The organism is Cryobacterium sp. TMS1-13-1 (assembly GCF_004403125.1).
Lineage (GTDB): Bacteria > Actinomycetota > Actinomycetes > Actinomycetales > Microbacteriaceae > Cryobacterium > Cryobacterium levicorallinum.
The window spans coordinates 119,354-140,582 of sequence record NZ_SOGX01000014.1; the positions used below are offsets into that span (position 1 = coordinate 119,354).

General features: G+C 62.4%; 18 protein-coding genes and 3 pseudogenes. 14 read left to right on the top strand and 7 right to left on the bottom strand.

From position 1 onward, the window contains the following. Positions 1-60 precede the first annotated feature (60 nt). Positions 61-834 carry an SDR family NAD(P)-dependent oxidoreductase gene (locus tag E3T31_RS14670; protein WP_134469727.1) on the top strand — a complete coding sequence of 258 codons (774 nt, stop codon included), beginning with the start codon at positions 61-63 and terminating at the stop codon, positions 832-834. After that, entirely contained in the window at positions 831-2,288 is a 1,458-nt protein-coding gene (locus E3T31_RS14675) for a four-carbon acid sugar kinase family protein (RefSeq protein ID WP_134469729.1), read from the top strand. Before E3T31_RS14670 ends, E3T31_RS14675 begins: the two co-directional genes overlap by 4 nt. Before the next feature lie 225 nt (positions 2,289-2,513). Here the strand turns inward: E3T31_RS14675 and E3T31_RS14680 are convergent, their stop codons facing one another. Beyond that, a complete protein-coding gene (locus tag E3T31_RS14680) occupies positions 2,514-3,338 on the bottom strand; it encodes a DeoR/GlpR family DNA-binding transcription regulator (protein ID WP_134469731.1) in 825 nt (274 codons plus the stop codon). Positions 3,339-3,343: 5 nt separating this feature from the next. Then, positions 3,344-4,849, bottom strand: coding sequence for a GntP family permease (locus E3T31_RS14685; protein WP_198417032.1), 1,506 nt, complete (start codon positions 4,847-4,849; stop codon positions 3,344-3,346). 310 nt (positions 4,850-5,159) lie between these two features. Between E3T31_RS14685 and E3T31_RS14690 the strand changes: the two genes are divergently transcribed. Genes E3T31_RS14690 through E3T31_RS14720 form a run of 7 tightly spaced genes read left to right on the top strand, consistent with a single transcriptional unit; the run spans position 5,160 to position 11,758 of the window. Further along, the gene (locus tag E3T31_RS14690; protein WP_134469733.1) at positions 5,160-5,885 is read left to right on the top strand and encodes a GntR family transcriptional regulator; all 726 of its coding nucleotides are present in this window, start codon (positions 5,160-5,162) and stop codon (positions 5,883-5,885) included. Positions 5,886-5,902: 17 nt separating this feature from the next. Then, positions 5,903-6,934 carry an ABC transporter substrate-binding protein gene (locus tag E3T31_RS14695; protein ID WP_174844889.1) on the top strand — a complete coding sequence of 344 codons (1,032 nt, stop codon included), beginning with the start codon at positions 5,903-5,905 and terminating at the stop codon, positions 6,932-6,934. A gap of 2 nt (positions 6,935-6,936) precedes the next feature. After that, the gene (locus E3T31_RS14700; protein WP_134469735.1) at positions 6,937-7,767 is read left to right on the top strand and encodes an ABC transporter permease; all 831 of its coding nucleotides are present in this window, start codon (positions 6,937-6,939) and stop codon (positions 7,765-7,767) included. Between the two features lie 2 nt (positions 7,768-7,769). Then, positions 7,770-8,621: an ABC transporter permease gene (locus tag E3T31_RS14705; RefSeq protein WP_134469737.1), complete on the top strand. Its 852-nt coding sequence runs from the start codon at positions 7,770-7,772 to the stop codon at positions 8,619-8,621. Positions 8,622-8,677: 56 nt separating this feature from the next. After that, entirely contained in the window at positions 8,678-9,451 is a 774-nt protein-coding gene (locus tag E3T31_RS14710) for an ABC transporter ATP-binding protein (RefSeq protein WP_134469738.1), read from the top strand. Between the two features lie 20 nt (positions 9,452-9,471). After that, entirely contained in the window at positions 9,472-10,983 is a 1,512-nt protein-coding gene (locus E3T31_RS14715; protein ID WP_134469740.1) for an aldehyde dehydrogenase, read from the top strand. Positions 10,984-10,990: 7 nt separating this feature from the next. Continuing rightward, positions 10,991-11,758, top strand: coding sequence for an enoyl-CoA hydratase/isomerase family protein (locus E3T31_RS14720; protein ID WP_206750321.1), 768 nt, complete (start codon positions 10,991-10,993; stop codon positions 11,756-11,758). A gap of 439 nt (positions 11,759-12,197) precedes the next feature. On the opposite strand, the gene E3T31_RS14725 is transcribed toward E3T31_RS14720, so the two are convergent. Continuing rightward, positions 12,198-12,548, bottom strand: coding sequence for a hypothetical protein (locus E3T31_RS14725; RefSeq protein ID WP_134469742.1), 351 nt, complete (start codon positions 12,546-12,548; stop codon positions 12,198-12,200). 1 nt (position 12,549) lies between these two features. Here E3T31_RS14725 and E3T31_RS14730 point away from each other — a divergent pair, with 1 nt between their 5' ends. After that, complete coding sequence (locus E3T31_RS14730; RefSeq protein ID WP_134469744.1) at positions 12,550-12,801, top strand: hypothetical protein; 252 nt, start codon at positions 12,550-12,552, stop codon at positions 12,799-12,801. A 406-nt stretch (positions 12,802-13,207) separates the two neighbouring features. On the opposite strand, the pseudogene istA reads toward E3T31_RS14730, so the two are convergent. Continuing rightward, positions 13,208-14,307: pseudogene (gene istA, locus E3T31_RS18575) on the bottom strand (IS21 family transposase); the annotation flags it as partial. Positions 14,308-14,529: 222 nt separating this feature from the next. On the opposite strand from istA, the gene E3T31_RS14740 reads away from it, so the two are divergent. After that, positions 14,530-15,756 (top strand): IS30 family transposase, encoded by a 1,227-nt coding sequence (locus E3T31_RS14740; protein WP_134469746.1) that lies wholly within the window; start codon positions 14,530-14,532, stop codon positions 15,754-15,756. A 55-nt stretch (positions 15,757-15,811) separates the two neighbouring features. Here the strand turns inward: E3T31_RS14740 and E3T31_RS14745 are convergent. From E3T31_RS14745 to E3T31_RS14755, 3 genes and pseudogenes are all read right to left on the bottom strand, one after another. Then, positions 15,812-16,069, bottom strand: a pseudogene (locus E3T31_RS14745) (ISL3 family transposase); the annotation flags it as partial. A 281-nt stretch (positions 16,070-16,350) separates the two neighbouring features. After that, the gene (locus E3T31_RS14750; protein WP_134469748.1) at positions 16,351-17,736 is read right to left on the bottom strand and encodes a hypothetical protein; all 1,386 of its coding nucleotides are present in this window, start codon (positions 17,734-17,736) and stop codon (positions 16,351-16,353) included. Continuing rightward, on the bottom strand, positions 17,733-18,971 hold the full coding sequence (locus E3T31_RS14755) for an acyltransferase (RefSeq protein WP_166788520.1): 1,239 nt from the start codon (positions 18,969-18,971) through the stop codon (positions 17,733-17,735). Before E3T31_RS14755 ends, E3T31_RS14750 begins: the two co-directional genes overlap by 4 nt. A gap of 312 nt (positions 18,972-19,283) precedes the next feature. Between E3T31_RS14755 and E3T31_RS14760 the strand changes: the two genes are divergently transcribed. From E3T31_RS14760 to E3T31_RS14770, 3 genes and pseudogenes are all read left to right on the top strand, one after another. Beyond that, a complete protein-coding gene (locus tag E3T31_RS14760; RefSeq protein WP_198417034.1) occupies positions 19,284-19,427 on the top strand; it encodes a hypothetical protein in 144 nt (47 codons plus the stop codon). Further along, a complete protein-coding gene (locus E3T31_RS14765; RefSeq protein WP_134469752.1) occupies positions 19,424-20,413 on the top strand; it encodes a tyrosine-type recombinase/integrase in 990 nt (329 codons plus the stop codon). Before E3T31_RS14760 ends, E3T31_RS14765 begins: the two co-directional genes overlap by 4 nt. Positions 20,414-20,496: 83 nt before the next feature. After that, positions 20,497-20,976 (top strand): annotated as a pseudogene (locus tag E3T31_RS14770) (IS3 family transposase); the annotation flags it as partial. Between the last annotated feature and the right edge of the window lie 253 nt (positions 20,977-21,229).

Consider the following 21,229-nt stretch of genomic DNA (forward strand, 5'->3'; position numbering starts at 1 on the left):
CTATTAGGCTGGTGGTGCGGTCCACACAGAAGTGGGCCCTCGACCCAAGGAATAGCACTTATGAGCGACGTTACTTTTCCCACCGACCGCACCGCAGTCTTGACCGGTGCCGCCTCCGAACGTGGAATCGGCCGGGCAACGGCCGACAAGCTCGCCTCGCTCGGCTGGTCGATTGCCATTGTCGACATTGACGGCGATGCAGCGCGAGAGGCGGCCGCCGCGATTACGGCGGCTCGCGGTATCCGTGCGATCGGCGTCGCTGCCGATGTCTCGGACAAGGACTCGGTCAACGCAGCCATCACCGAAATTGAGGCCGCGATGCCGCCGATCGTGGGCCTCGTGAATCTCGCCGGCATCAGCTCGCCCACCGAATTCATGAATGAAACCGTTGAGGCCTGGGACCGCGTCTTCGCGATCAACATGCGCGGCTCGTTCCTGGTCTCTCAGCGCGTGCTCGCCGGCATGATCGAGCGTCAGCTCGGCCGCATCGTGAGCATCTCCTCCATCTCCGCCCAGCGCGGTGGTGGCACTTACTCCAAGGTCGCCTACAGCGCCTCCAAGGCGGCCATCATCGGCTTCACACGCGCCCTGGCCCGTGAAATGGGCCAGCACAACATCACCGTGAACGCGGTGGCTCCCGGCCCGATCGACACCGACATCATGGGCGGCACCCTCTCAGACGAGCGCAAAAACGCTATGTCCGCCGATATTCTCATGGGACGCGTCGGCACCCGCGACGACGTCGCCGCGCTTATCGCCTTTCTGTTGAGTGCGGACGCCGGCTACATCACCGCAGCGACCTACGACATCAACGGCGGGCTGCAGGTTTCATGAGACCCACCGACGGCGCAGGGCGGCTGCTCGCCCGGGAGCTGCTGGCGGGGTTCCCCGCTGAAGTGGAAGTGCTGGCTCAGGATGTTGCCGCCGCGGTGGCCGCAACCGGTCGCGTTCTGATCGTGCTCGATGACGACCCCACCGGAACCCAGTCGGTAGCCGACCTGCCGGTACTCACTCACTGGGAGCCCGAGGACTTTCGCTGGGCGCTCGGCCTGGGGGCGCCGGCGATCTATGTGCTCACCAATACGCGCAGCCTCGAACCCAACGAGGCCGCCGAGCGCAACCGCCAGGTCGTCACCAATGCGCTCGCCGCAGCCGACGGGGCCGCGCTGGCTTTCGTCAGCCGGGGGGATTCAACCCTGCGTGGTCACTTTCCGCTCGAACCCGACGTCATCGCCGAGACGCTCCGCAGCCGCGCCGGGGCGCAGACCGATGGCGTGGTGATCGTTCCAGCTTTTCCTGATGCTGGGCGGGTGACCATCGGCGGGGTGCACTACATGCGCTCCGCGGCCGACGAGCTCACTCCCATCGCCGACACCGAGTTCGCCCGGGACGCAACGTTCGCTTTCGCGCACTCGCGCCTGGCCGACTACGTCGTGGAAAAAAGCGGCGGACGGCTACGGGCCTCTGCCGTCATCGGCATCGACCTGGCGATCCTGCGCGCCGGCCCCGCAGCGATCGCAGCCGCGATCGAGCCCGCCACCGATGAAACCCCGATCGTCGTCGACGCGGCCACCGAAAATGACCTGCGCCTGCTGGCCCTCGGCCTTGACGAAGCAGAGCGGCGCGGCAAACGACTGATCTACCGGGTGGGCCCGCCGTTTGTGCGGGCACGCATCGGCCAGGACGTACGCCAACCGCTCAGCGCAGCGGACGCTTTCGGCGACACTGTTCCGGCCCGCGTGGGCGGCCTGATCGTCGTGGGCTCGCATGTAGCCATGACCACTCGCCAGCTCGACGCCCTCACGAGCGCGCACCCGGCGGCCCAGGTGGTTGAGATCGACGTTGCCGGGCTCCTCTCGCCCGATTCGCCGGCCGACCTGGGTGGGGTTGTCGACCGTGTGGTCGACGCTCTTGCGGGCGCCGACGTCATCCTGCAGACCAGCCGGGTACTGGTGAGCTCGACGGACCCGGCCGACAGTCTGCAAATCGCCCGAACAGTCTCCGCCGCGGTTGTCGAGGTCGTGCAGAGCGTGGTTGCGCGCACCCGTCCGCGGTTCGTCATCGCCAAGGGCGGTATCACCTCCTCGGATGTTGCCGCGCTCGGCCTGCAGATTCGCCACGCGATCGTGCGTGGGTCCATGTTGCCCGGCATCGTCTCGCTCTGGCAGCCGGTGAACGGGCCAGCGGCCGGCATCCCCTACATCGTGTTTGCGGGCAACGTCGGCGACGATGAATCGCTCCTCGCCGTCGTGCGCACACTCAGCGCGTTTGGTGAGCCTCCGGCGTAGTCCGCCGGTCGAGACCCCTTCCCGCCGCTTCCGCTGGTCGAGGCGCGAGGGACGAGCGATCGAGACCGGGGTTCTGTCGCGGTCGGGGGATCTCGATCGCTCGCAGGCTCGCGCCTCGATCGGCGGTGGTTCGCAGGCTCGCGCCTCGATCAGCGCTTCTCGTTGATCGAGGTGCGACGAAGGAGCGATCGAGACCGGGGTCCTGTCGCCGTCGAGAAACCTCGATCAGCGCGGCTCGGCGCGCACTTCGGTCGAGATGACGGCGACACCCTCCGACCGGTAGCGGTCGAGGATATCGTCGTCGACCTCGTTGGTGATCAGGGTCCAGCCGCGCGGCAGGGGCGCCCAGGCAGGAACCGCTCCACGGGAAAGCTTGCTCGCATCGGCGAGCACGACGACGCGGCGCGCGCGGCGGGCTGCCGTGTCTTTCACCTGCGCCTCGGGCAGGGTCGGCTCGCCGACGCCGTCAACCGGGTCAAGGGCATCGACGCCGAGAAAAGCGACGTCCACCATGTAGCGGCCGAGGGCGAGATCGGCGAGCGGGCCCTCGAGACCGTGGCTGGTGCGCGCGACCCGGCCGCCGGTGACGATGACTTCGAGGCTCGGAGCGGATGCGAGGTAGAGCGCGCTATCCAGGCTCCGGGTCACCACGGTGAGCCCTTCGGTGTGCCACAGCTGCCGGGCGAGTTCCCCACAGGTGGACCCGGCATCGAGAAAGATGGTGGCGCCGAGCGGCACCAGTTCGACGGCACGGGCAGCGATTGCGCCTTTCGCCGCGTGCTCAACGGTGACACGGTCGCTGAGTTCGCGTTCTCTAAACGGTGGGGCCGAGCTGGCCCCACCGTACGTGCGGGTGATCGCCCCGGTGGTGTTCAGGTGGGCGAGGTCCCGCCGCACGGTGGAGGGGGAGATCTGCAGGGCGGTGGCGAGTTCGTCGACCCCCGTCGATCCGGCGCGCACCAGGGCGAGGAGTCGTTCGTGCCTCGCCCGGGTGCCGCGCCGGTAATCGGTCGGCGCCGAGGCATCCGCAGTGCTGCGCCTGGTCGCCATAACCGCTAGCCGAGAATCAGGTTCGCGAGGAACAAGAGCGGGATGGAGCCGACCCACACGGCGGTGGTGATGCCCGACCAGCCCTTGAGCGCGCTCGTGCCTTCGAGGCCGGTGAAGGTCGTGACCACCCAGAAGTAGGAGTCGTTGAAGTAGCTGAACACCATGGAGCCGGCGGTGCAGGCCAGAACGGCCACAAGGGGGTCGATGCCCATGCTCGTCACCAGGGGAGCGGAGACGGCGGCGGCGGTGATCATGGCGACGGTACCGGAGCCCTGGGCGATGCGCACGACGGTGGCGATGAGAAACGGAATGAGAAACGCGGGCAGGTTGGTGGAACCGATCGCGTCGGCGAGGGCGTCGCCCACTCCGGAGGTGCGCAGCACCTGGCCGAACGCTCCGCCGGCGCCGGTGATGAGTAGAATGAGTCCAGCGGATGCGGCGGCCTCGGCCAGCCAGCCGTTGACCTTGCCGCGCGGCGTCCAGCGGGGGAGCAGCACGTACACGGCGAGCAGCATGCCGATGATGAGGGCAATCACCGGGTTTCCGATGAAGGCGAGGGGAACGACCCAGCCCGAGGGCGTGTAGTCGCCGGTGAGGGCGCCCTGGGCGCTCTTGTCGATGGCGGTTCCCACGGTGTTGATCAGAATGAGCACCAGCGGCACGGCGAGCGGAAGCGACGCGAGGAAGGCGTTGACGCGGTGCGGCTTGGCGCCGGCGGGCGGCGTGCCGAGGTCGGGCTCGTCGTCGGCTTCGAGCTCGGCGAAGAGTGTGCCGGCGTCGGTCGAGTCGGCGTCACGCGCGAGGGTCGCGGTGGTCGTCGTGGCGCTGCCGCCGTGCGACTGACGGGTGACGGCCGCGGCGCCGTAGACGGCCTGGCGCACCGCGGGGGTCACTGAGGACTCAAGCTTGGGGCCGATCCACTTGGCGTAGATCACCACGATGGGCAGCAGAAGCACGGTGAAGATGCTGCCGACGACGATGACCATGCCGAGGTCGGCACCCAGAATGCCGGCGACCGCGAGGGGCCCGGGGGTGGGCGGCACGAGGTGGTGGGTGAGGGTCATGCCGGCGCCGAGGGCGAGGGCGATGGTCACATAGCCGCCGCGCTTGACCCGGGCGATCGAGCGGGCCAGCGGGTTCATGATGACGTAGCCGGCGTCGCAGAACACCGGCACCGACACGAGGGCGCCGACGCTGCCCATGGCCCAGGGCTCGCGGCCCTTGCCGAAGAGCTTGAGAAAGGCCTGGGCCAGCGATTTCGCCGCGCCGGAGACCTCGAGGACCTTGCCGATTCCGACGCCGAGCCCAATCACGATGCCGATCGAGGCGAGCGTGTTGCCGAACCCGGTGGTGATGGCGGTGATGATGTCGAGGGCCGGTTGGCCGGCGACGAAGCCGGTGACCAGGGCCGCCGCGAGGAGGGCAGCGAAGGCGTCCAGGCGAGTGCGGAGGACAAGAACGATGATCGTCGCAATCCCCAAAACAAGCGCGGCCATGAGTCTTATATCCACAGTGATATCTCCTAGAGCAGGACGAAGCCCGGGCAGCTGCGCACGGGCCTATCCAGTATGCCAAGTGAACCTGCGCAATACAAGCGACTTCGCAAGCCATGCTGCGCATTTCGCTCATTTATGCGGAAAGTTGCGCAACTTTGGCCGGGTTGGAGAAGCGATCGGGACCCCGGCCCCTCGATCAGAGCCAATCGCTTTGCACGACTCCCTCGCCACCCACGTCAAGGCCAGTGCAGAGGCCCATAGATTGTCTTGACCGAAACGGCCAAAGCTGTATACACTTCGTGAAAGTTGTAGACAGGAAAATGAAATGGCATACCAAACTGCATCAGAGCGCATTGCCGACCAGCTTCGCGCGAGCGTACTTGTCGGCGAGATCTTGCCAGGCGCGCGCTTGTCTCAGCTCCGGTTGGCCGAGTCCTTCGGCGTGAGTCGGATACCCGTTCGTGACGCTCTGCAGGTGCTGGCCGCTGAGGGCCTCGTGGTCCCTACTTCGGGAGCGACCGCGGTGGTCACCGGAATGTCCGTTCCGGAATTGCAGGAACTCTACGAGATGCGCGAAGCCATTGAGCCGTTGGCGACGCAAATCGCTGTTCCCAATGTGGGGAGGGCGGAGATTCTGCAGATGCGACGAGAACTTGAAACGATGAGCCACAGTTCTGACACCCGCACCTGGCTTCAGGCGAATACGGATTTCCACGCCACCGTCTACAACCAGGCCGATCGCCCGCGGATGATCAAGACCGTTGAGCAGTTGCGCAAACTGACGGATCGCTACCTGCACCTCCATCTCGAAGTGATCGGCAACACCGAGCACCTGCACGCAGAACATACTCAAATTCTCACGGCCGTCGAAGACGGAGACGCGGCGCTTGCAGCTGCGTTGACGCGACAGCATCTGGCAACTTCCCACGATTTCATCCTGCAATACCTATTGGAGAATGCGACCAGCGACGGACTCGATCCACTTGCCTCCCTGCACGAAAGTCGTTCCTCCGCAATTAGACCTGCCGCAACGCCGCGTCAGGTTCCTTGAAGAGAAGGAAAAAACAAGTGACCAGAAAAACAAGACGTATCCAAGTAGTCAGTCTCGCCGTGATTTCGACCCTGCTCCTCACTGCCTGTGGGGCAGCAACGGGTCAATCGCAAAATGGCGGCTCGGCCAACACGATTCGATTTACGTTCGCCCCCGACCCGGTGTGGGACTACATCGCCGACGAGGGGATTCTCGCCGAAATGGAGGAGGAACGAGGCATGCGAATCATCGCCTCCTCCACCTGGGATGAATTCGGCGTCTTTGCCGGCGGCCACGCCGATGTGGTCTCGACGGCGTCTTATGAGATCCCAATCATTGAAAAGGAAACCGGCCGGGACACCCTCACCATTGGTCGGTACAACAAAGACAGAAGCGTAGTCATCGCCCGTGCCGATAACCCGGCCGAAACCCTCGAAGATCTGGTCGGTGAAGACATTGTGGTGTTCACCGCGGTATCCGCCACTCTCGTGTGGGGGGCGTACGCAAAAAAGATGCATGATCTCGATTTCCGCACGGGTGGCGGAGACTTCAACCTCATCGTCGCTGACCCCCAGAACCAGGCAGATCTGGTCGAGCGTGGCGAGGTGGCGGCCTGTGTCTGCCTCCCCGAGTTCGCAGCACCCGGACTTCGCAGTGGTGAGCTCAAAGTTCTGTATGACGGCAAAGCGTCAGCGGACATCTACTCCGAACAGGTCGTCGATGGACACGAGGGCCCGATGATCAACGTCTTCCTTGCCGGGTCGGAATGGGCTCGCGCGTATCCCGACGAGGTGCAGTTCTTCCTCGACGTCTGGCAGCGCGGACTCGAGGAATGGTCGGCGAACCAGGAGAAAATCGTCGAGGCATACCCGCAGCACTTCGCGGTCGAAGATCCAGAAGACGTGGAATTCGTGCAGAAGTATATTGCTGAGCACGACTGGTTCGTCGATGACATCCGATTCGACAGCGAGTGGGTCGAGGGAGAGTCCCAGATATTCGATCTCCTGCAATCGACCGGATTCATGGATAAGGATCAAAATATCCCAGAATTCCTCGCCACGGACGAGTGACCATGATCACCCTGGGCCTGGAGCGGCGCACTAAGCACGCTACGAAATCCGGCAATCTCAGCACAGCGACGTCGGCCAGCAAGGCCCGCCGGGTGGGGTTGGTCGTCGCGGGGTATCTCCTGCTGCTAAGCGTCTGGTCTTTTTTATCGGTCTTCTCTTTCAACTCGTACATCCTTCCGCCGCCGTGGACGGTCGCGGCGGAGATGTGGCACCTGCTCCTCAACGGCAGCGCGATCGTTCAGTTCGGCGCCAGCATCGGGAAGATAACAACGGGATTTCTGATCGGTGCTGTTCTGGGCGCCCCCATCGGTCTACTGATGGGCAGGAGCACCTATTGGAGGAACTTCTTCCAACAGCCGATGCTGGTGCTCGGAAACGTGCCGGGGCTCACCTTCGCGGTTTTCGCTCTCGTACTCTTCGGAATCGGTGCGATCGGTCCGATCGTCGCGGTGACGTTCGTCGCGTTGCCGTATGTGGCCTTGAACGTGGCCGAAGGCGTACGAGCAGTGGACCCTCAGCTCGTGCAGATGAGCACCGTCTTCGGACGGGGAAAAGGCGATATCGCTCGATCCGTCTTCCTCCCGTCGGTCGTGCCCTATCTTTTCGCAGCGCTTCGTTACGGGTTTGCCATGGCGTGGAAAGTGGAAGCTCTGACTGAAGTCTTCGGCGGAAGGAATGGCATCGGGTTCATGATTCGTGCCGAATACCAAGAGTTCTCCGTTACCGGAGTGCTCGCCTGGACCGGATTCTTTGTCTTATTCATCCTGGTTGTCGAACGGCTCGTTCTCGCTCGGCTGGAAAATCGAATATTCGCGTGGAGAGGGGGACGGTAGTCATGAGTACATCCACGAAGACCCACGCTGTGGGCGCCCGGCCCGGTCGATCAGGGTTGCAGCGATGGCTGGTCGGAACAACCGGCGCATCGGTGACGGCCGCCGTCGTTTTCCTGGCCCTGTGGCAAGCCTGGGACTTCATCGGTGACAGAATTCCCGGGCCGATCGTCGTGGCGGGCGCAGCGTTTCGGGAGGCTCAAATTGGCGAATTCCTGTCCAATTTTGCCATCAGCATGCAGCGCTTCGGCATCGGCATCGGGCTGGCCATCGTCATCGGCACGGCACTCGGCTTGGCCATCGGAGCGTCGAGGGTTCTCAACGATCTCCTCGGCGATCTCAATATGGTCGGTCTCGCCGTTCCCGCCGTCATCTGGGCGCTGCTCTGCGTCATGTGGTTTGGATTCGGCGACACCGCTCCGATCATGACGATTGTTCTTTCCGCCGTGCCCTTCATCGCCGTCAACGTCGCGGCAGGTGCGCGATCGATCCCGCCGGCGCTTTTGAATATGTCCGATTCATTCAGCGTTCCGTTTCTCCAGCGTCTGCGCCACGTCATGCTCCCGGCGGTGTCGGGATACCTCTTTTCCGGCATCCGCTTTGCCGTGATGTCGGGCTGGAACGGGTTGTTACTCTCCGAATGGTTCGGAGCCTCCGACGGTGTCGGCCACCGCGCTCGTTATTGGTACGACGCCAACCAGATGCCCGGTTTCATCGCCTGGATCGCCTTCTTCATTCTGTTCATGGTGCTCACCGATCGTCTGGTTCTCGAGCGGCTGTCTCGGTACGCCTTTCGTTGGCGCGATGCCAGTCATTCCGATGCCGGCGGCGGGGTGAATGCGAGGCACGGCGACTGATCTCACGACGTATCCACACCACCAGTCTCAAACCTTCCCAGTAAAGGAGTACGCGCATGGCCACAGTCAGAGTCGACTGTATTAACAAGGTCTTCAATACCCCCACCGGACCGCAAACGGTTCTGGACAATATCAGCTTTGAAGTCGCGGACCAGTCCTTTCTTTCGCTCGTCGGACCCTCAGGGTGTGGCAAGACCACCCTCCTGAACATCATTTCCGGCATCGAGACGTCCACGTCAGGCTCGGTTGTCATGAATGAGAACGGGAAGGCGGCGAAGCTGGCCTACGTTTTTCAAGAGCCCCGACTTCTGCCGTGGCGAAGCGTTTTCGATAATCTCATGTACGTGCAGCCCGTTCGGAACGAGGCGGCACGCGAGCGGGTGAATGCCGCTCTCACCCGGGTGGGGCTTGCCCATGCAGCAAAAAAATGGCCCGGCCAACTCTCCGGTGGGCAGCAACAGCGCATCGGCATCGCACGCGCCTTTTCGGTCGAGCCCGACGTTCTGCTGATGGACGAACCCTTCAGCCACTTGGACGCCATCACGGCGCGCGGCTTGCGCGAACACCTGCAAGAGCTGTGGGCTCACACCCGCAAGACGGTGATTTTTGTGACGCACGACGTGAGCGAGGCAGCGGAGCTCTCCGACCGCATCCTCATGCTGGCACCCGGCGGCCGTATCCATGAAGACATCGAAGTCTCGCTTCCGCGACCCCGCCGCGCTTCCGACCCGGAGGTCGCCATTTTGGAGGCATCGGTACTTCGTCGGTTTGAAGACCTTGAGGCGTCCACAAAACAAGAGGCCGCCCAGCACCTGGCCCAATCAGCATGACTTTAGAGACAGGAAAGTACATGACCGCAATCACCACGACATCCCAGCGAGTACATACGCTCCTTATCGGAGGTCAGGACGTACCTGGCGGTGGAGATCTCTTAGATTTAGTCAATCCTGCGACGGGCGAAGTCTTTGCTCAGTGCCACAACGCGGACGCCGACGATATCGATACCGCCGTGCGATCGGCCCGGAACGCCTTTGACAGCGGCGTCTGGCGGGACATGCCGATTCATCAGCGTGCGAAGATCATGGGTCGATTTGCGGACCTACTCGAAGAAAACATGCACGAACTCTACCGACTCGAAACGCTGAACAACGGTCGTCCGATCACGGAAACCAAGGCGCAGATCACCCGACTGCCGGAATGGTACCGGTACAACGCAGCGCTGCTGCTTGCTGATCGGGATGCCGTCGTCCCGATGGCCGGGCAGTATCACTCCTACACGTCCAGATTTCCCCTCGGCGTGGTTGCCACGTTGTCGTCCTTCAACCATCCGCTGATGATTGCTTCTAAAAGTGTCGCTCCCGCCCTGGCAACGGGAAACAGCGTCGTGCTGAAACCTTCAGAGCAAACGCCGCTCACGGCGCTCGTGATCGGGCGACTCGCCCTGGACGCGGGAATTCCGCCGGGTGTGTTGAACGTCGTGCCCGGGCTGGGTCCCGTCGCCGGCGCGGCCCTGGTCGAGCATGAACTGGTCGACAAAGTCGTCTTCACCGGCGGCACAGAAATCGGGAGATCCATAGCGGTCGCCACGGCGAAGCGCTTTGCCAAGTCAACCGTCGAGCTCGGAGGCAAAACTCCGGTCATCGTGTTCGACGACATTCCCGTACAGGTCGCCGCGCGCGGCGCAGCCTTCGGGGGATTCGTCGGCGCCGGTCAGACCTGCATCGCCGGCACGCGCATTCTCGTGCAGCGAACCATCTACGAGCAGTTCGTCGAAGCGCTCGTAGACCAAGCGAATCACATTCGCATCGGCGACCCGAGCGCGAAAGACACTCAGCTCGGACCGGTCATTTCCGAGCGCGCCCGAGATCGAATCCTCGCCTACGTTCAAATCGGCGTCGACGAGGGAGCCACCCTGGTTGCGGGCGGCCATGCGGTCGCTGTTCCCGGCCTCGACGGGTACTTCGTCGCTCCCACCGTGCTCGCCAACGTGACCAATGACATGCGGGTGGCGCGGGAGGAGATTTTCGGCCCGGTGCTCGTCGTGATTCCCTTCGACACCGAAGCGGATGCCATCACGCTCGCGAATGATTCGCAATACGGGCTGGGCTCGTCGATCTGGACTCGCGACGTGGCTCGAGCTCACCGGGTGGCCTCAAAACTGGAGCAGGGAATCGTCTGGGTGAATGACCATCATCGTCTCGATCCCTCCTCGCCGTGGGGCGGCGTTCGTAACAGCGGTCAAGGCCGCGAGGGCGGCTGGGAATCGTTCCACGATTTCACCCACGTGAGAAGTGTCACGGTGCGCACCGCCAACGATGACGTCGATTGGTACGGGGGCGTCTCAGTCGAACGCTTGAACTGACTCCAAATTGAACCAACTGATGAAGCTCGATGAGGAAAATATGACACACCTAACAGACACTTTGGCCCGGGTAGAGGGGCTCACCTACGAGCGAACCGGATCGTTGATGACGATTCGGCTCGACAAACCTGATGGCAATCTCATGACGCTAAACATGTGCGATTCGCTGGCTGGTTTTCTTCGGACGCCGCCTGACGGGATTCACGTCGTGGTTCTCGAGGCCACGGGTGACTCCTTCTGTCTCGGCCGGGAACGCACCGCCGCCACACCGGATGACCTGCCTCGTGAAGTTCGTCGCCTGATCGACCTCAACGAAGCGTTCGCAGAGACATCCCTGGTGACGGTGACGCGCGTGCAGGGAAACGCCGCGGGCTTCGGAGTGGGGCTCGTCGCGTTGGCCGACGTGGCCGTCGCAGTGGAAACAGCCACTTTCGGTTTTCCCGAGGTCAAGATGGATCTCGCCCCCACGCTCGTGCTGGCCTGGCTGGCGCGAACGATCGGCCGGCGGCAAGCCTTCTGGATGACGGCAACGGGGAGCACAGTTTCGGGTGAGGAAGCCGTTCGCATCGGACTGGTCAACGAGGTCGTTCGCACCGAAGTCGATCTCGACGCCGCTATATCGCGACGAGTCACAGTGCTGCAGGAGCACTCACCGCGGGTGCATTCGGAGATCCGCTCCATGCTCCGCTCCGCGACCATGTTGAGCGAGGAACAAGCGTATGAACTGGCCGCGGACAGGCTGGTGCTCGGCTCGATGCGGCGCAGAAAGATGTGACCCAGGAACCTGCGCCCCGCCCCGCTGGTCGAGGCGCGACGAAGGAGCGATCGAGACCCGCGAGCGAAGCCAAGACCGCCGTCAATCGTCTTCACGATGGCCCTGGATGCCCCGCGCAGCACCCGCCGCTGGCCAACGATAGTAACGACATCTGCGCAACAACCGACCCCACCCCAGTGAGCGTCACATTAACGCCCTGGGCAGTCCACCTCGACATGAAGCAGAGCGATTTCGACACACCCGTGGTCAGCGTCGTGGTGGCTTCCTGGTTCAATAAGTGTTCGCGTCCGTCACGCCAAGTGTTGCCAGAGTCGTGACGCGCGCGGCCACTGTCGGGCTCGCGGTTGTGCTGATTCACAGTGCATTCATCTTGGCTGAGCAAAATCTCAGTTGACCTGCCCGCGCGCAAGCCCCAGGATGTCCTGGCCGGGTGATGCCCCTATCCGATCGTCTGCACCTCCGGCTGGAACGCATCGAGGGTGTCCGTCTGAAACCCCTGCTGCACAGCCTTGAGCTTGTCTTGATCGATAATGACGATCGACTGTCCGTTAGCTGAGGTGCCGGTGCCCCTCGTTGGTAAAGTGAAGAATGTGACGTTGCCGACGCGCACGTCGCGCAGCTCCACGGCCAACCCTGCCAGGTAGGCCGAGTTCAGCCCGTCGTCGACGGCGAGATGGGGAGCAATCGCGCCGACCAGGCCGCTGATCTTGGCTGGGTTCGTGAGGGTCTCCGCTTTCAGCGACGTGCCGAGAACAGCCTTGATGTGGCCTTGCCCCCGGCTGGGAAACATCGTGCGTTTCGAGTGCGCCAACCCGGACTGCAACGAGCTGGTCTGGCTGATCCGCGCCAAGAGCAGGCAGGCCAACAAGAAGCGTGTGGCGACCGGTCTGCCGCTACGGCTCAGCGTGCCGCCCGCTCCCGCGCCCCAGATCGCGCCGACGCCACTCACGCTGGTGCCCCCACTGGCCGGCGCCGAGTCCGCACCCCGCCAGCAGCGCAGCGCCCGGTCACACCTGCGCGTTGTCCCTCCGCTCCAGGGCTAGGTAGCCCGCCCCTTTAGAGCGGATGGCGAACAATAGTCTTAGCGCGACCACGTCCGCGACCGCGCAATTTCTTAAGCCAATCACCAGCGCCGCGCGTCAAACAAGGCAGTCTGCTGCACTCGCTCGCCCCGGTCGGCGCGAGGTGCGAACCACCCCGCGGGTCGAGGCGCGAGGTACGAGCGATCGAGACCCTCGAGGCTTTTTGAAAAGTAGTCCGTGGGCGCTGACAGATCCACGAGCGAACTCGAGACCGCAAACAACCTGCGGTCAACCGTCTTCAAGAGGGCTTTTATTTTCGGCAAATGCTCACTTATCGGGCAAGTTCCCCCCGGCAATGTAGGCAAGGCCAGACCAGCCATTTCCGAGACACTTTCACAGCGGATGCCGGCGCGCCCGCTTAGCAGACATGCCGGGCCACTTCCACCGGCCCCTCACTGCTCTGATGCATCACCACGATGCGTTCGTCACTGCCGACGCCGTGGCTGCGGATGAACACCTGCGCGCCGAGCAGGTGCGACGGCACCGAATACTGGCCGTTCTCGAACGTGACCATCGGGGTGTTGTCCGGGACGCTGCGCGACAGACCAAACGAGACCGTGTGGGCGGTGTCGGGGATGCGCTACAGCCGCGGTGTCTCCTCCAGCAGCATCGCGGCGGGCTTGCGCCGGGTGGCACGGTGCTCCCGGATGCTGACCTCGTCCATGAACTCCTGACAGGCCACTTCAATCTCTGCGAACGAGTCATACTCCGGCCGCAGGTTCGTGTCCTTCGGGACGATGTCGGCCTTGGCCAGCTTCACGGACGACTCCGACCTGCCCTTCGTCGCCGGGTCCGCCGGCTGACACGTGAGCACCGTCACGCCGTAGTGCCGGGCGAAGTCCACCGTCTGCAAGTTCCGCACCGGAACACCGGCGATATGCGCCACGGTCACAGTTTTCTCGTTGTCGGTCAGCACGTAAGTCGGCGCGCCGCCAATAATCCGCAGCGTCCGGTCCAGCGCCGCGAACACCGTCGGCGCCGTCCGGTCACGCAGCACGATGACGATCCGAAACCGGGACCACGCCAGCCACGCCACGAACAACACCGTCTTGCGCCTATCGATCAACGGGCCGTCACCGAAATCGTATTGCAGCCACTGGCCCGGCTCCGTCACCCACGGCCGGTGCACCCGAACGTTGCCCAGGCGAAGTTGGCGCGGACCTGCGCGATGGCCCGCCGGGTGGAGCGTTCTGACCCGGTGTAGCCGAGGGCCAGCAACTTGGTATGGGCTTTGTCACCGCGAAGCTTGCCGTGCGACAACTGAATCCACTCCTCCATCTTCGGCAGGAACTGGTCCGTGACCCGGCCTAGAAAGGCGGGTTCAGCCAGTGGCTGGCCGGCGCCCCGGGCGGCGACATGGCGGGCGACGGTGTGGTTCGAACACCCCATCAGCTCCGCAGCAGCGCGAAAAGATCGTGTCAGATCATACGTAGCGAGCATTTCCATGACTTCTACGTCTACCTTCATAAATGGGCCTCTTCCTGAACTGGCTTGATGCGTCTAGATACCGCAATCAAACCCCAGGGAGAGGCTCCCGCCGGTTAACCGGTCGGGCCCAGAAAAGGAAGTGGGCAGATCTCATGGCCACCAACGGGCAGTTTCACTGGCCGTCAGCGGGCAATTCCGTGGCCGCCTACGGGCAGGGCGCTTTCTAGCGAATGTCGCATCACCCGAGGTGCAGGAGAAGCGATGTCTGAGAGTCCAAGAACGCGGCGAAAGGGCACCGGTGCACTCCCGATGGTCGAGACGCGCACCAAATATGCTCAGCTAATGAGGCAAGGAATTAGCAACGCCGAGGCGTGCCGCACACTAAACATCAACCGGCGCACCGGCATGCGCTGGCGGCACGGCCGCACCGTGACCGACACCCGAGGTCGAGCGACGACCTACGCGCCGATCTCACTGAAAGCACCACCGACGATTTCGCCACGGTACCTCTCCGAGGGTGAACGGATCCAGATCGCTGATGCGCTGCAGGTAGGAAAGAGCCTGCGTCAGATCGCTGCAGAGATGGGGCGAAACCCGTCGACAGTCAGCCGGGAAGTGGTCCGAAATCGTTCGCCGCGGGGGAAAAGATACGCTCCACGTGCGGCACAGGTCCTGGCGGATGCCGCCCGGAAGCGCCCCCGCCCAGGCAAGATCGCAGGGAACCCTCTACTGCGAGGTGCAATCTCGAAACACCTTCTCGAACAATGGAGTCCGCGACAGATCAGCCACCAGCTGCGCATCGACTATCCGGGACAGCCCGAGATGAACGTCGTTCACGAAAGCATCTATCAAGCCCTGTACTCGCCACACGCCACGGGCCTGTCCCGGGGAATGTCCCGTCACCTCCGAACCGGGCGCCGCGGTCGACTGAACCATCGTCGAACCTCAAGACGACGATCGCGTTTCTCCGGGCCGCTGCTGGGCGAGCGCCCCGCCGAGGTCGACACACGGTTGGTGCCGGGCCATTGGGAGGGCGATCTCGTTTGCGGAACATTCAACCGCTCAGCTATTGCAACACTCGTGGAGCGCACAACGGGCATGCTGCTGCTCGTGCACCTCAACGGCAAACGCGACGCCGCCACCGTCCGTGAACGCGTCGGTCAGGCCATGTCAGCGCTCCCGCCGCACCTGCGGAAGTCCTTGACGTGGGATCAGGGTTCGGAAATGGCTGAGTATCTGCAGTTCCAGACCGAAACGGGCATCCCTGTCTACTTCTGCGATCCGCATTCGCCCTGGCAACGAGGCTCGAATGAGAACACGAACGGGCTCATCCGCCAGTACTTTCCGAAAGGCACCAATCTGAGCCTCCACAGTCCGGAGCGCTTGGCTGAAGTCGCAGCGAAGATCAACGCGCGGCCTCGCGAATCACGCAATTGGGAATCAGCTCAAGCGCACTTCGATAGGCTCAGGGAAACGGCCCACATTTGATCGAGTGATGCGACGTTCGCTAGAAAGCGCCCAGCTTGTCACGGCCGCCGACACCGGTGTCCTGGCGCCATGTTCGCCCGCACCCGCTACACAGGTAGCGGCGCACCCGCACGAGTAGTGTGGTCGGCCGCCACCCCAGCGGTTCGTGGGCAAGACGACGAATGACCGTCTCGCGCGGGATGCCCTGGCAGCCGCAGTGGTGGCACCAATCGTCAGGCTCGACGACGTGACACTCGAGCACCGCACGACCGCGGTCGAGGTGCTGCCCGACGGCTCGCAGGCCGAGCTCATCCAGCCGGCAAAAGGTGGTCAGATCGGGCTGGCAAAAGTAGTCATGGACATGTCGAGGTCTTCTTGATGGGCAGTGTTGGAACTTCTATCATGGGAAGGCCTCGACCTCTTTCAGCCCAACGACGCGCCCCTTTCACGCACCCAACTACACCCTCAATTGCGAAGAGCCTTGAAACTGTCAGCCGAAACTGGCCTACTTTTCAAAGAGCGCTGACACCTCTTTCAGCCCAACGACGCGCCCCTTTCGACCACCTCAACTGCAAAAATCCAGGAAAGTCAGCAAGTCGCTCGATTGGTGTGCGGTTATCCGGCGGCTCTGATAGATCTCGAGGTAGTTCTTTCGCGCGCCAAAAATTCTGGGGTGGCCATCACAGTCCCGAAAACGATTCCGATCAGGATTCCGAAAAGCGCGTTGAAGCTCGGCCCGAAGAGCGACAGGATGCCGATGAAGATCGCACACACCGATACGACCTCGTTCTGCTTGCGAACAAGGCCGCGAACGGCAATCACAACGATCGAGATGTAGAGCGCGAACAAGCCCACCGCCGCGAGAAGGCCGTATCGGATCATCGTGTCAATAAAAAGGTTGTCAACCACGGGCGCGTTGGGATTGCCGATAATGTGCTGAAGCGGATTCGCTAGGTAGTTCAGAAGACCTAGGCGGGCCACGAGCGAGTCGTCCTGGGCGGAAACTCCTGTGTACCTATCTGCGTTCAGGATGGTAGAAGTTGCGCCGAACCGGCTGATCACCACAGTGAGAGCCTGGTAGGCGATCAAGAGAAACACGGGTATCAGCACGCGAATGATGCCTCTGGCTCGCACGAGTGCGAGGATCACAGCGCAGATTCCAAAGCTAAGCAGCGCCGATCGAACTCCCGAGAGGATTAGCGGGAACACCAAATAGCTGGCGAGAACGACCCAGCCGAGGCGCTTGGCACCGCCGCTTTTTACGACCGCGTTGCCAAGACACAATGTGACAACCAACCCGAGGAAGAGCGCGTAGGGACCGGGTGACTCCGACGCTCCGAACACTCTCACTTCCAGAGGGATCGGAAACCCGATGCTGGTCAGCTTGCTTGTAAGCATCCATGCACGATCCCAGGATGGAAGAAAGAAAAATTGGATAATGCCATAGGTGCCCACCAGGAAGCCCAGCCACGGCAACACTTTTGCAACCGATTCCCACACGGGCGGCATGCGTCCGGAGCTCAGCACGATCGCAAGCATGAGCGGCACTATGATCAGGCCCGCGAAGAACAGTCCTTTCGTATCGAAAGATGTCGTGAGCAGAACGCTCATGGCGATTCCCGCAATGGTCGCGGTCGCAGCGCCATTTGTTAACTTCGTTCTGTGGTTGAAAGTCGGGGGGTGAGTCCAACTCATTGCGACCACGACGACGACGAGAACTAATGGAAGCAAGATGAGCGGGTCGCTTTCGGTATACCCAGAAGGACCGGCAGCGATCCGTCGGAGGAGGCTCATCGTGGGGATCAAGAGAACTGCAAGTACTACTACTCCAACTCGCCGGTTAATGATGAACGCGACGATCAGTCCGATCATCACGAGGACCAAGTGAATGGGTAGGTAGAGGTTGACAGCGACGAGGACGAGTGCCCCTGCGATGCCCAGCCCCCATTTAGCCAATTCGACACCGTTCATTGCGACGACGTTCCTGACTGTGGTGCTCACGATGTCGTACCCACTGACATGCGCGGTTTCGTATTCCCCATTCGTGCAGACGCGACGCGTCGAAGCAACTTCCGAACCGAATTGGTATTGCGCTCGAAAAGCACGTAAAACACCATGGCGGCTGCCACTGGAATCAAGGAGATTGCAAGACAAAGAAGAGCGCTCCACGCGGTGAGCTGCCATCGATCGGATGCGAGCGGAACGATCGTGGCAGCGACCAACGCGAGAATCGGCAGGTGAATGGCGTACAAGGAATACGACCATTCTGCCGCAAAAGAGAAAGGCATTAGAACCGTCCTTGCAACTCGGGATCGAACGTCTGTGACGAGCGATGCCAACCATAACGCGGCGACAACCGCTAGAACATAGGTAGTGCCTGCGTTCCAGATGCGGCTATCCACCACTGTAGCGATCAGAACGGCGACCCCGAGCGCAATCCGAAGACCAAATACTGCTGGGGATGTTCGCCGGTTGGGCCACGCCTCGATGTCCTCCCTAAACCATGCGACTCCGGCCCCGATCGCCCAAGTTGGGGCAAGGATGAGAACGCGAGAACTGCTCTCCAGTGGGCCCACAGATAGGATGGCTACCAGGAGAACGATGACAACGATCGCGACGAGTCGCGCGCGAAGACTCACGCCCTTCCATACCGCTACGACGACTGCAGGAAATAGAAGGTAGTACCAGAATTCAGCCGCAAGCGACCAGAGTGGGCTGTTGCCGCCGACTGTCGGAACGTAGATGTCCTGAAGAAAGAACATGTTTCCGACCGCAGAAAGCGCGCTGGTGTGCGCCTCGACCCTATCGAGCGGGATCAACGAGTGATAAGCGGCGGAACCTACGTAGATGTCACTCCCGGCGTGAAGCGCGGTTCCGGCAGCGTCCAGAATCAGGGTCAAAACGATGGCTGGTATCAAGACAATCCACAGGCGAATGAGTCGAGCGGATGCGTAGGCGCCGGCGCTGAAACGACGTTCTCGAACGCCATTGATTACTGAGCCGCCGACCCAGAATCCGCTCAGCACGAAGAAAACGATGACGGCCTGATGTCCGAGCGACATAATCCCGTAGAGCGCGACTGTGATTGGTCCACCTACTGCGGTTTCAGAAAAGTCCACCACGAACAATGAGCGTAGGTGGAATATGACAACCAGGAACGCGGCGGCGAAACGAATGCTATTCATCGCAACGTTCGTGTTTCCCTTTGGTCGCGCAACTGGCGTAATGCCCACCATCAGCTTCCCTCCTGCTCGCAACCTCATCATGAGGATACAGGGCCGTCACCGCGGGCAGTGAGACGGCCACATGAACGTAGCGTGCATGCATGCAGACCGGAACTACGGCAAATGCGAGCTTCGCGGTTATTCCAGGAAGGACATCACGAAATTGCCCGGTCCGACCAATGAGTATTTGACCCCTTGAGCGCCACCAATTATTGCGATTGAGCGCCAGCGGGTATTGCGATTCAGCGCCGCCGGGTATTGCCGTTGAGCGCCAGCAGTTCAGCTCGCGCTCACCGGCGTGGGTCATGCCGCATTGTCCGCGGCGTGTTCGCGCATGTGTTGCTCGCCACCTGGCTCGGGCACTCCGACGCCGCGCACACCTACTGGTATCTGACCGCGACCGGCGAGCTGATGGCGCTGGCCGCTGGCATGCTCGACCCTGCTCCCAAAGAAGGAGAATCATCATGAACGCCCTGGCCACAAGCCTGCAAACCTACTTCACTGCCTTCGCCCGCACCCTGCGTGACCTTTCCAACAACACGGTCGCGTCCTACCGCGACACCTGGCGGATGCTCCTCAAACACCTGACCGCCACGCTCGGTGTTGCTACAGACAGGATCGATTTCGCTGCCCTCACCGTCACGAACGTCGCTGGATTCCTCGACCACCTCGAACACGACCGCGGCAACAACGCCAAGACCCGCGACACCCGACTGACCGCGATCCGAGCCGTGCTCGGTCGCGCCCTTCCCGACCACCCCGAGCACCCCGCCACGATCACGCAGGTCCTCGCGATCCCTCCCAAACGCACCACTAGGCCGGTCATCGAATTCCTCACCCCTGAAGAAGTCGACGCGCTACTCGCAGCACCCGACCACCAGACCTGGACCGGGCGACGCGACGATGCGCTGCTGGCCATAGCAGTGCAGACCGGCCTTCGGATCAGCGAGCTCTGCGCCCTGACCCTCAACGACATCCACCTCGGCGCTGGACCTCACGTCACCTGCACCGGCAAAGGCCGATGCCAGCGCTCCACCCCACTGACCCGCACCACCGTGAACACTATGAAGCACTACCTCGCCGAACGGGCGACCCGGCCCGGAACTGAGATGTTCTGCGGTCCTCACGGACAAGCCCTCTCCCGCGACGCACTCGAGCACCGCCTCGCCAAACATCTGAACACCGCGAGAACCACATGCTCCAGCCTCGCCGGCAAACACGTCACGATGCACACTCTGCGGCACACAACGGCAATGAATCTCCTGACCGGCGGGGTCGACGTCGCCGTCATCGCACTCTGGCTCGGTCACGCCGACACGCACAGCACCGACGCCTACCTCCACGCCGACATGGCCATCAAGCAAGCTGCCATAGAACGGACCAGGCCGCTCGGCATCACTCCCGGCAACTACCACCCCGAACCGGACATCCTCGCCTGGCTCACAGCCCTGTGACTATGCCGACATCTCGACCTCACAAAACCTTGTTGACCAGCACCAACACCAGCATCATCGGCATAGCCCCAAGGTCGGCATAGGACATCACGTACATCCACACCTGGCAAGGGTTCATCTACCTGGCCACGGTCATCGGCTGTTACTCGAAGAAGGTCGTCGGCTGGTCCATCGCCGATCACATGCGTACCGAGCTCGTCGCCGACGCCCTCCGCAACGCCGCTGCGACGACCCAGATCGAGCCTGACGCGATCTGGCACTCCGACCGCGGCAGCGTGTATACCTCGGCCGAGTTTCGGGCACTGGTGACCGAACTGGGGATGCGGTCCTCGATGGGCCGCACGGGCGTGTAATGGGACAACAGCATGGCCGAAAGTTTCTTCTCAATGCTCACAAACGAGCGCGTTTACCGCACTGCTTATGCGACGAAATCACAAGCTCGAAGTGACGTCATCCGGTATATCGAAGGGTTCTACAACAGCCGCCGCCGGCACTCCGCACTCGGTTATCGAAGGCCTAATGAAGTCCACTATGGTTATCACCAGCCAGCATTGGCAGCGTAGAAGAATCCACTAATTCCGCTGTCCGAAATGCCCGCGGCAGCTCAGTGGCCACTCGATGTGGTCAGGCCATTCCTACCCCGCTGGCAGTTGCCGCCGGTGGCCTGACACTATCCCGTCACCGGAGGGCCGATCCGCGGCTCTCGCGATACCACGATTCTCCATGAACGCGACCGTCCCGACGAGCCGTTCTACTCGGACGTACAGACACTCGGCCGCATCCCTGACGGAGGCAGCTGGCGAGGCAGCGGCCGTT

What these genes read in the sequence shown, in the direction of transcription:
- E3T31_RS14670 (WP_134469727.1), top strand. Translation starts at nt 61, where the DNA reads ATGAGCGACGTTACTTTTCCCACCGACCGCACCGCAGTCTTGACCGGT.
- E3T31_RS14675 (WP_134469729.1), top strand. Translation starts at nt 831, where the DNA reads ATGAGACCCACCGACGGCGCAGGGCGGCTGCTCGCCCGGGAGCTGCTG.
- E3T31_RS14680 (WP_134469731.1), bottom strand. Translation starts at nt 3,338, where the DNA reads ATGGCGACCAGGCGCAGCACTGCGGATGCCTCGGCGCCGACCGATTAC.
- E3T31_RS14690 (WP_134469733.1), top strand. Translation starts at nt 5,160, where the DNA reads ATGGCATACCAAACTGCATCAGAGCGCATTGCCGACCAGCTTCGCGCG.
- E3T31_RS14700 (WP_134469735.1), top strand. Translation starts at nt 6,937, where the DNA reads ATGATCACCCTGGGCCTGGAGCGGCGCACTAAGCACGCTACGAAATCC.
- E3T31_RS14705 (WP_134469737.1), top strand. Translation starts at nt 7,770, where the DNA reads ATGAGTACATCCACGAAGACCCACGCTGTGGGCGCCCGGCCCGGTCGA.
- E3T31_RS14710 (WP_134469738.1), top strand. Translation starts at nt 8,678, where the DNA reads ATGGCCACAGTCAGAGTCGACTGTATTAACAAGGTCTTCAATACCCCC.
- E3T31_RS14715 (WP_134469740.1), top strand. Translation starts at nt 9,472, where the DNA reads ATGACCGCAATCACCACGACATCCCAGCGAGTACATACGCTCCTTATC.
- E3T31_RS14725 (WP_134469742.1), bottom strand. Translation starts at nt 12,548, where the DNA reads ATGTTTCCCAGCCGGGGGCAAGGCCACATCAAGGCTGTTCTCGGCACG.
- E3T31_RS14740 (WP_134469746.1), top strand. Translation starts at nt 14,530, where the DNA reads ATGTCTGAGAGTCCAAGAACGCGGCGAAAGGGCACCGGTGCACTCCCG.
- E3T31_RS14755 (WP_166788520.1), bottom strand. Translation starts at nt 18,971, where the DNA reads ATGGTGGGCATTACGCCAGTTGCGCGACCAAAGGGAAACACGAACGTT.
- E3T31_RS14765 (WP_134469752.1), top strand. Translation starts at nt 19,424, where the DNA reads ATGAACGCCCTGGCCACAAGCCTGCAAACCTACTTCACTGCCTTCGCC.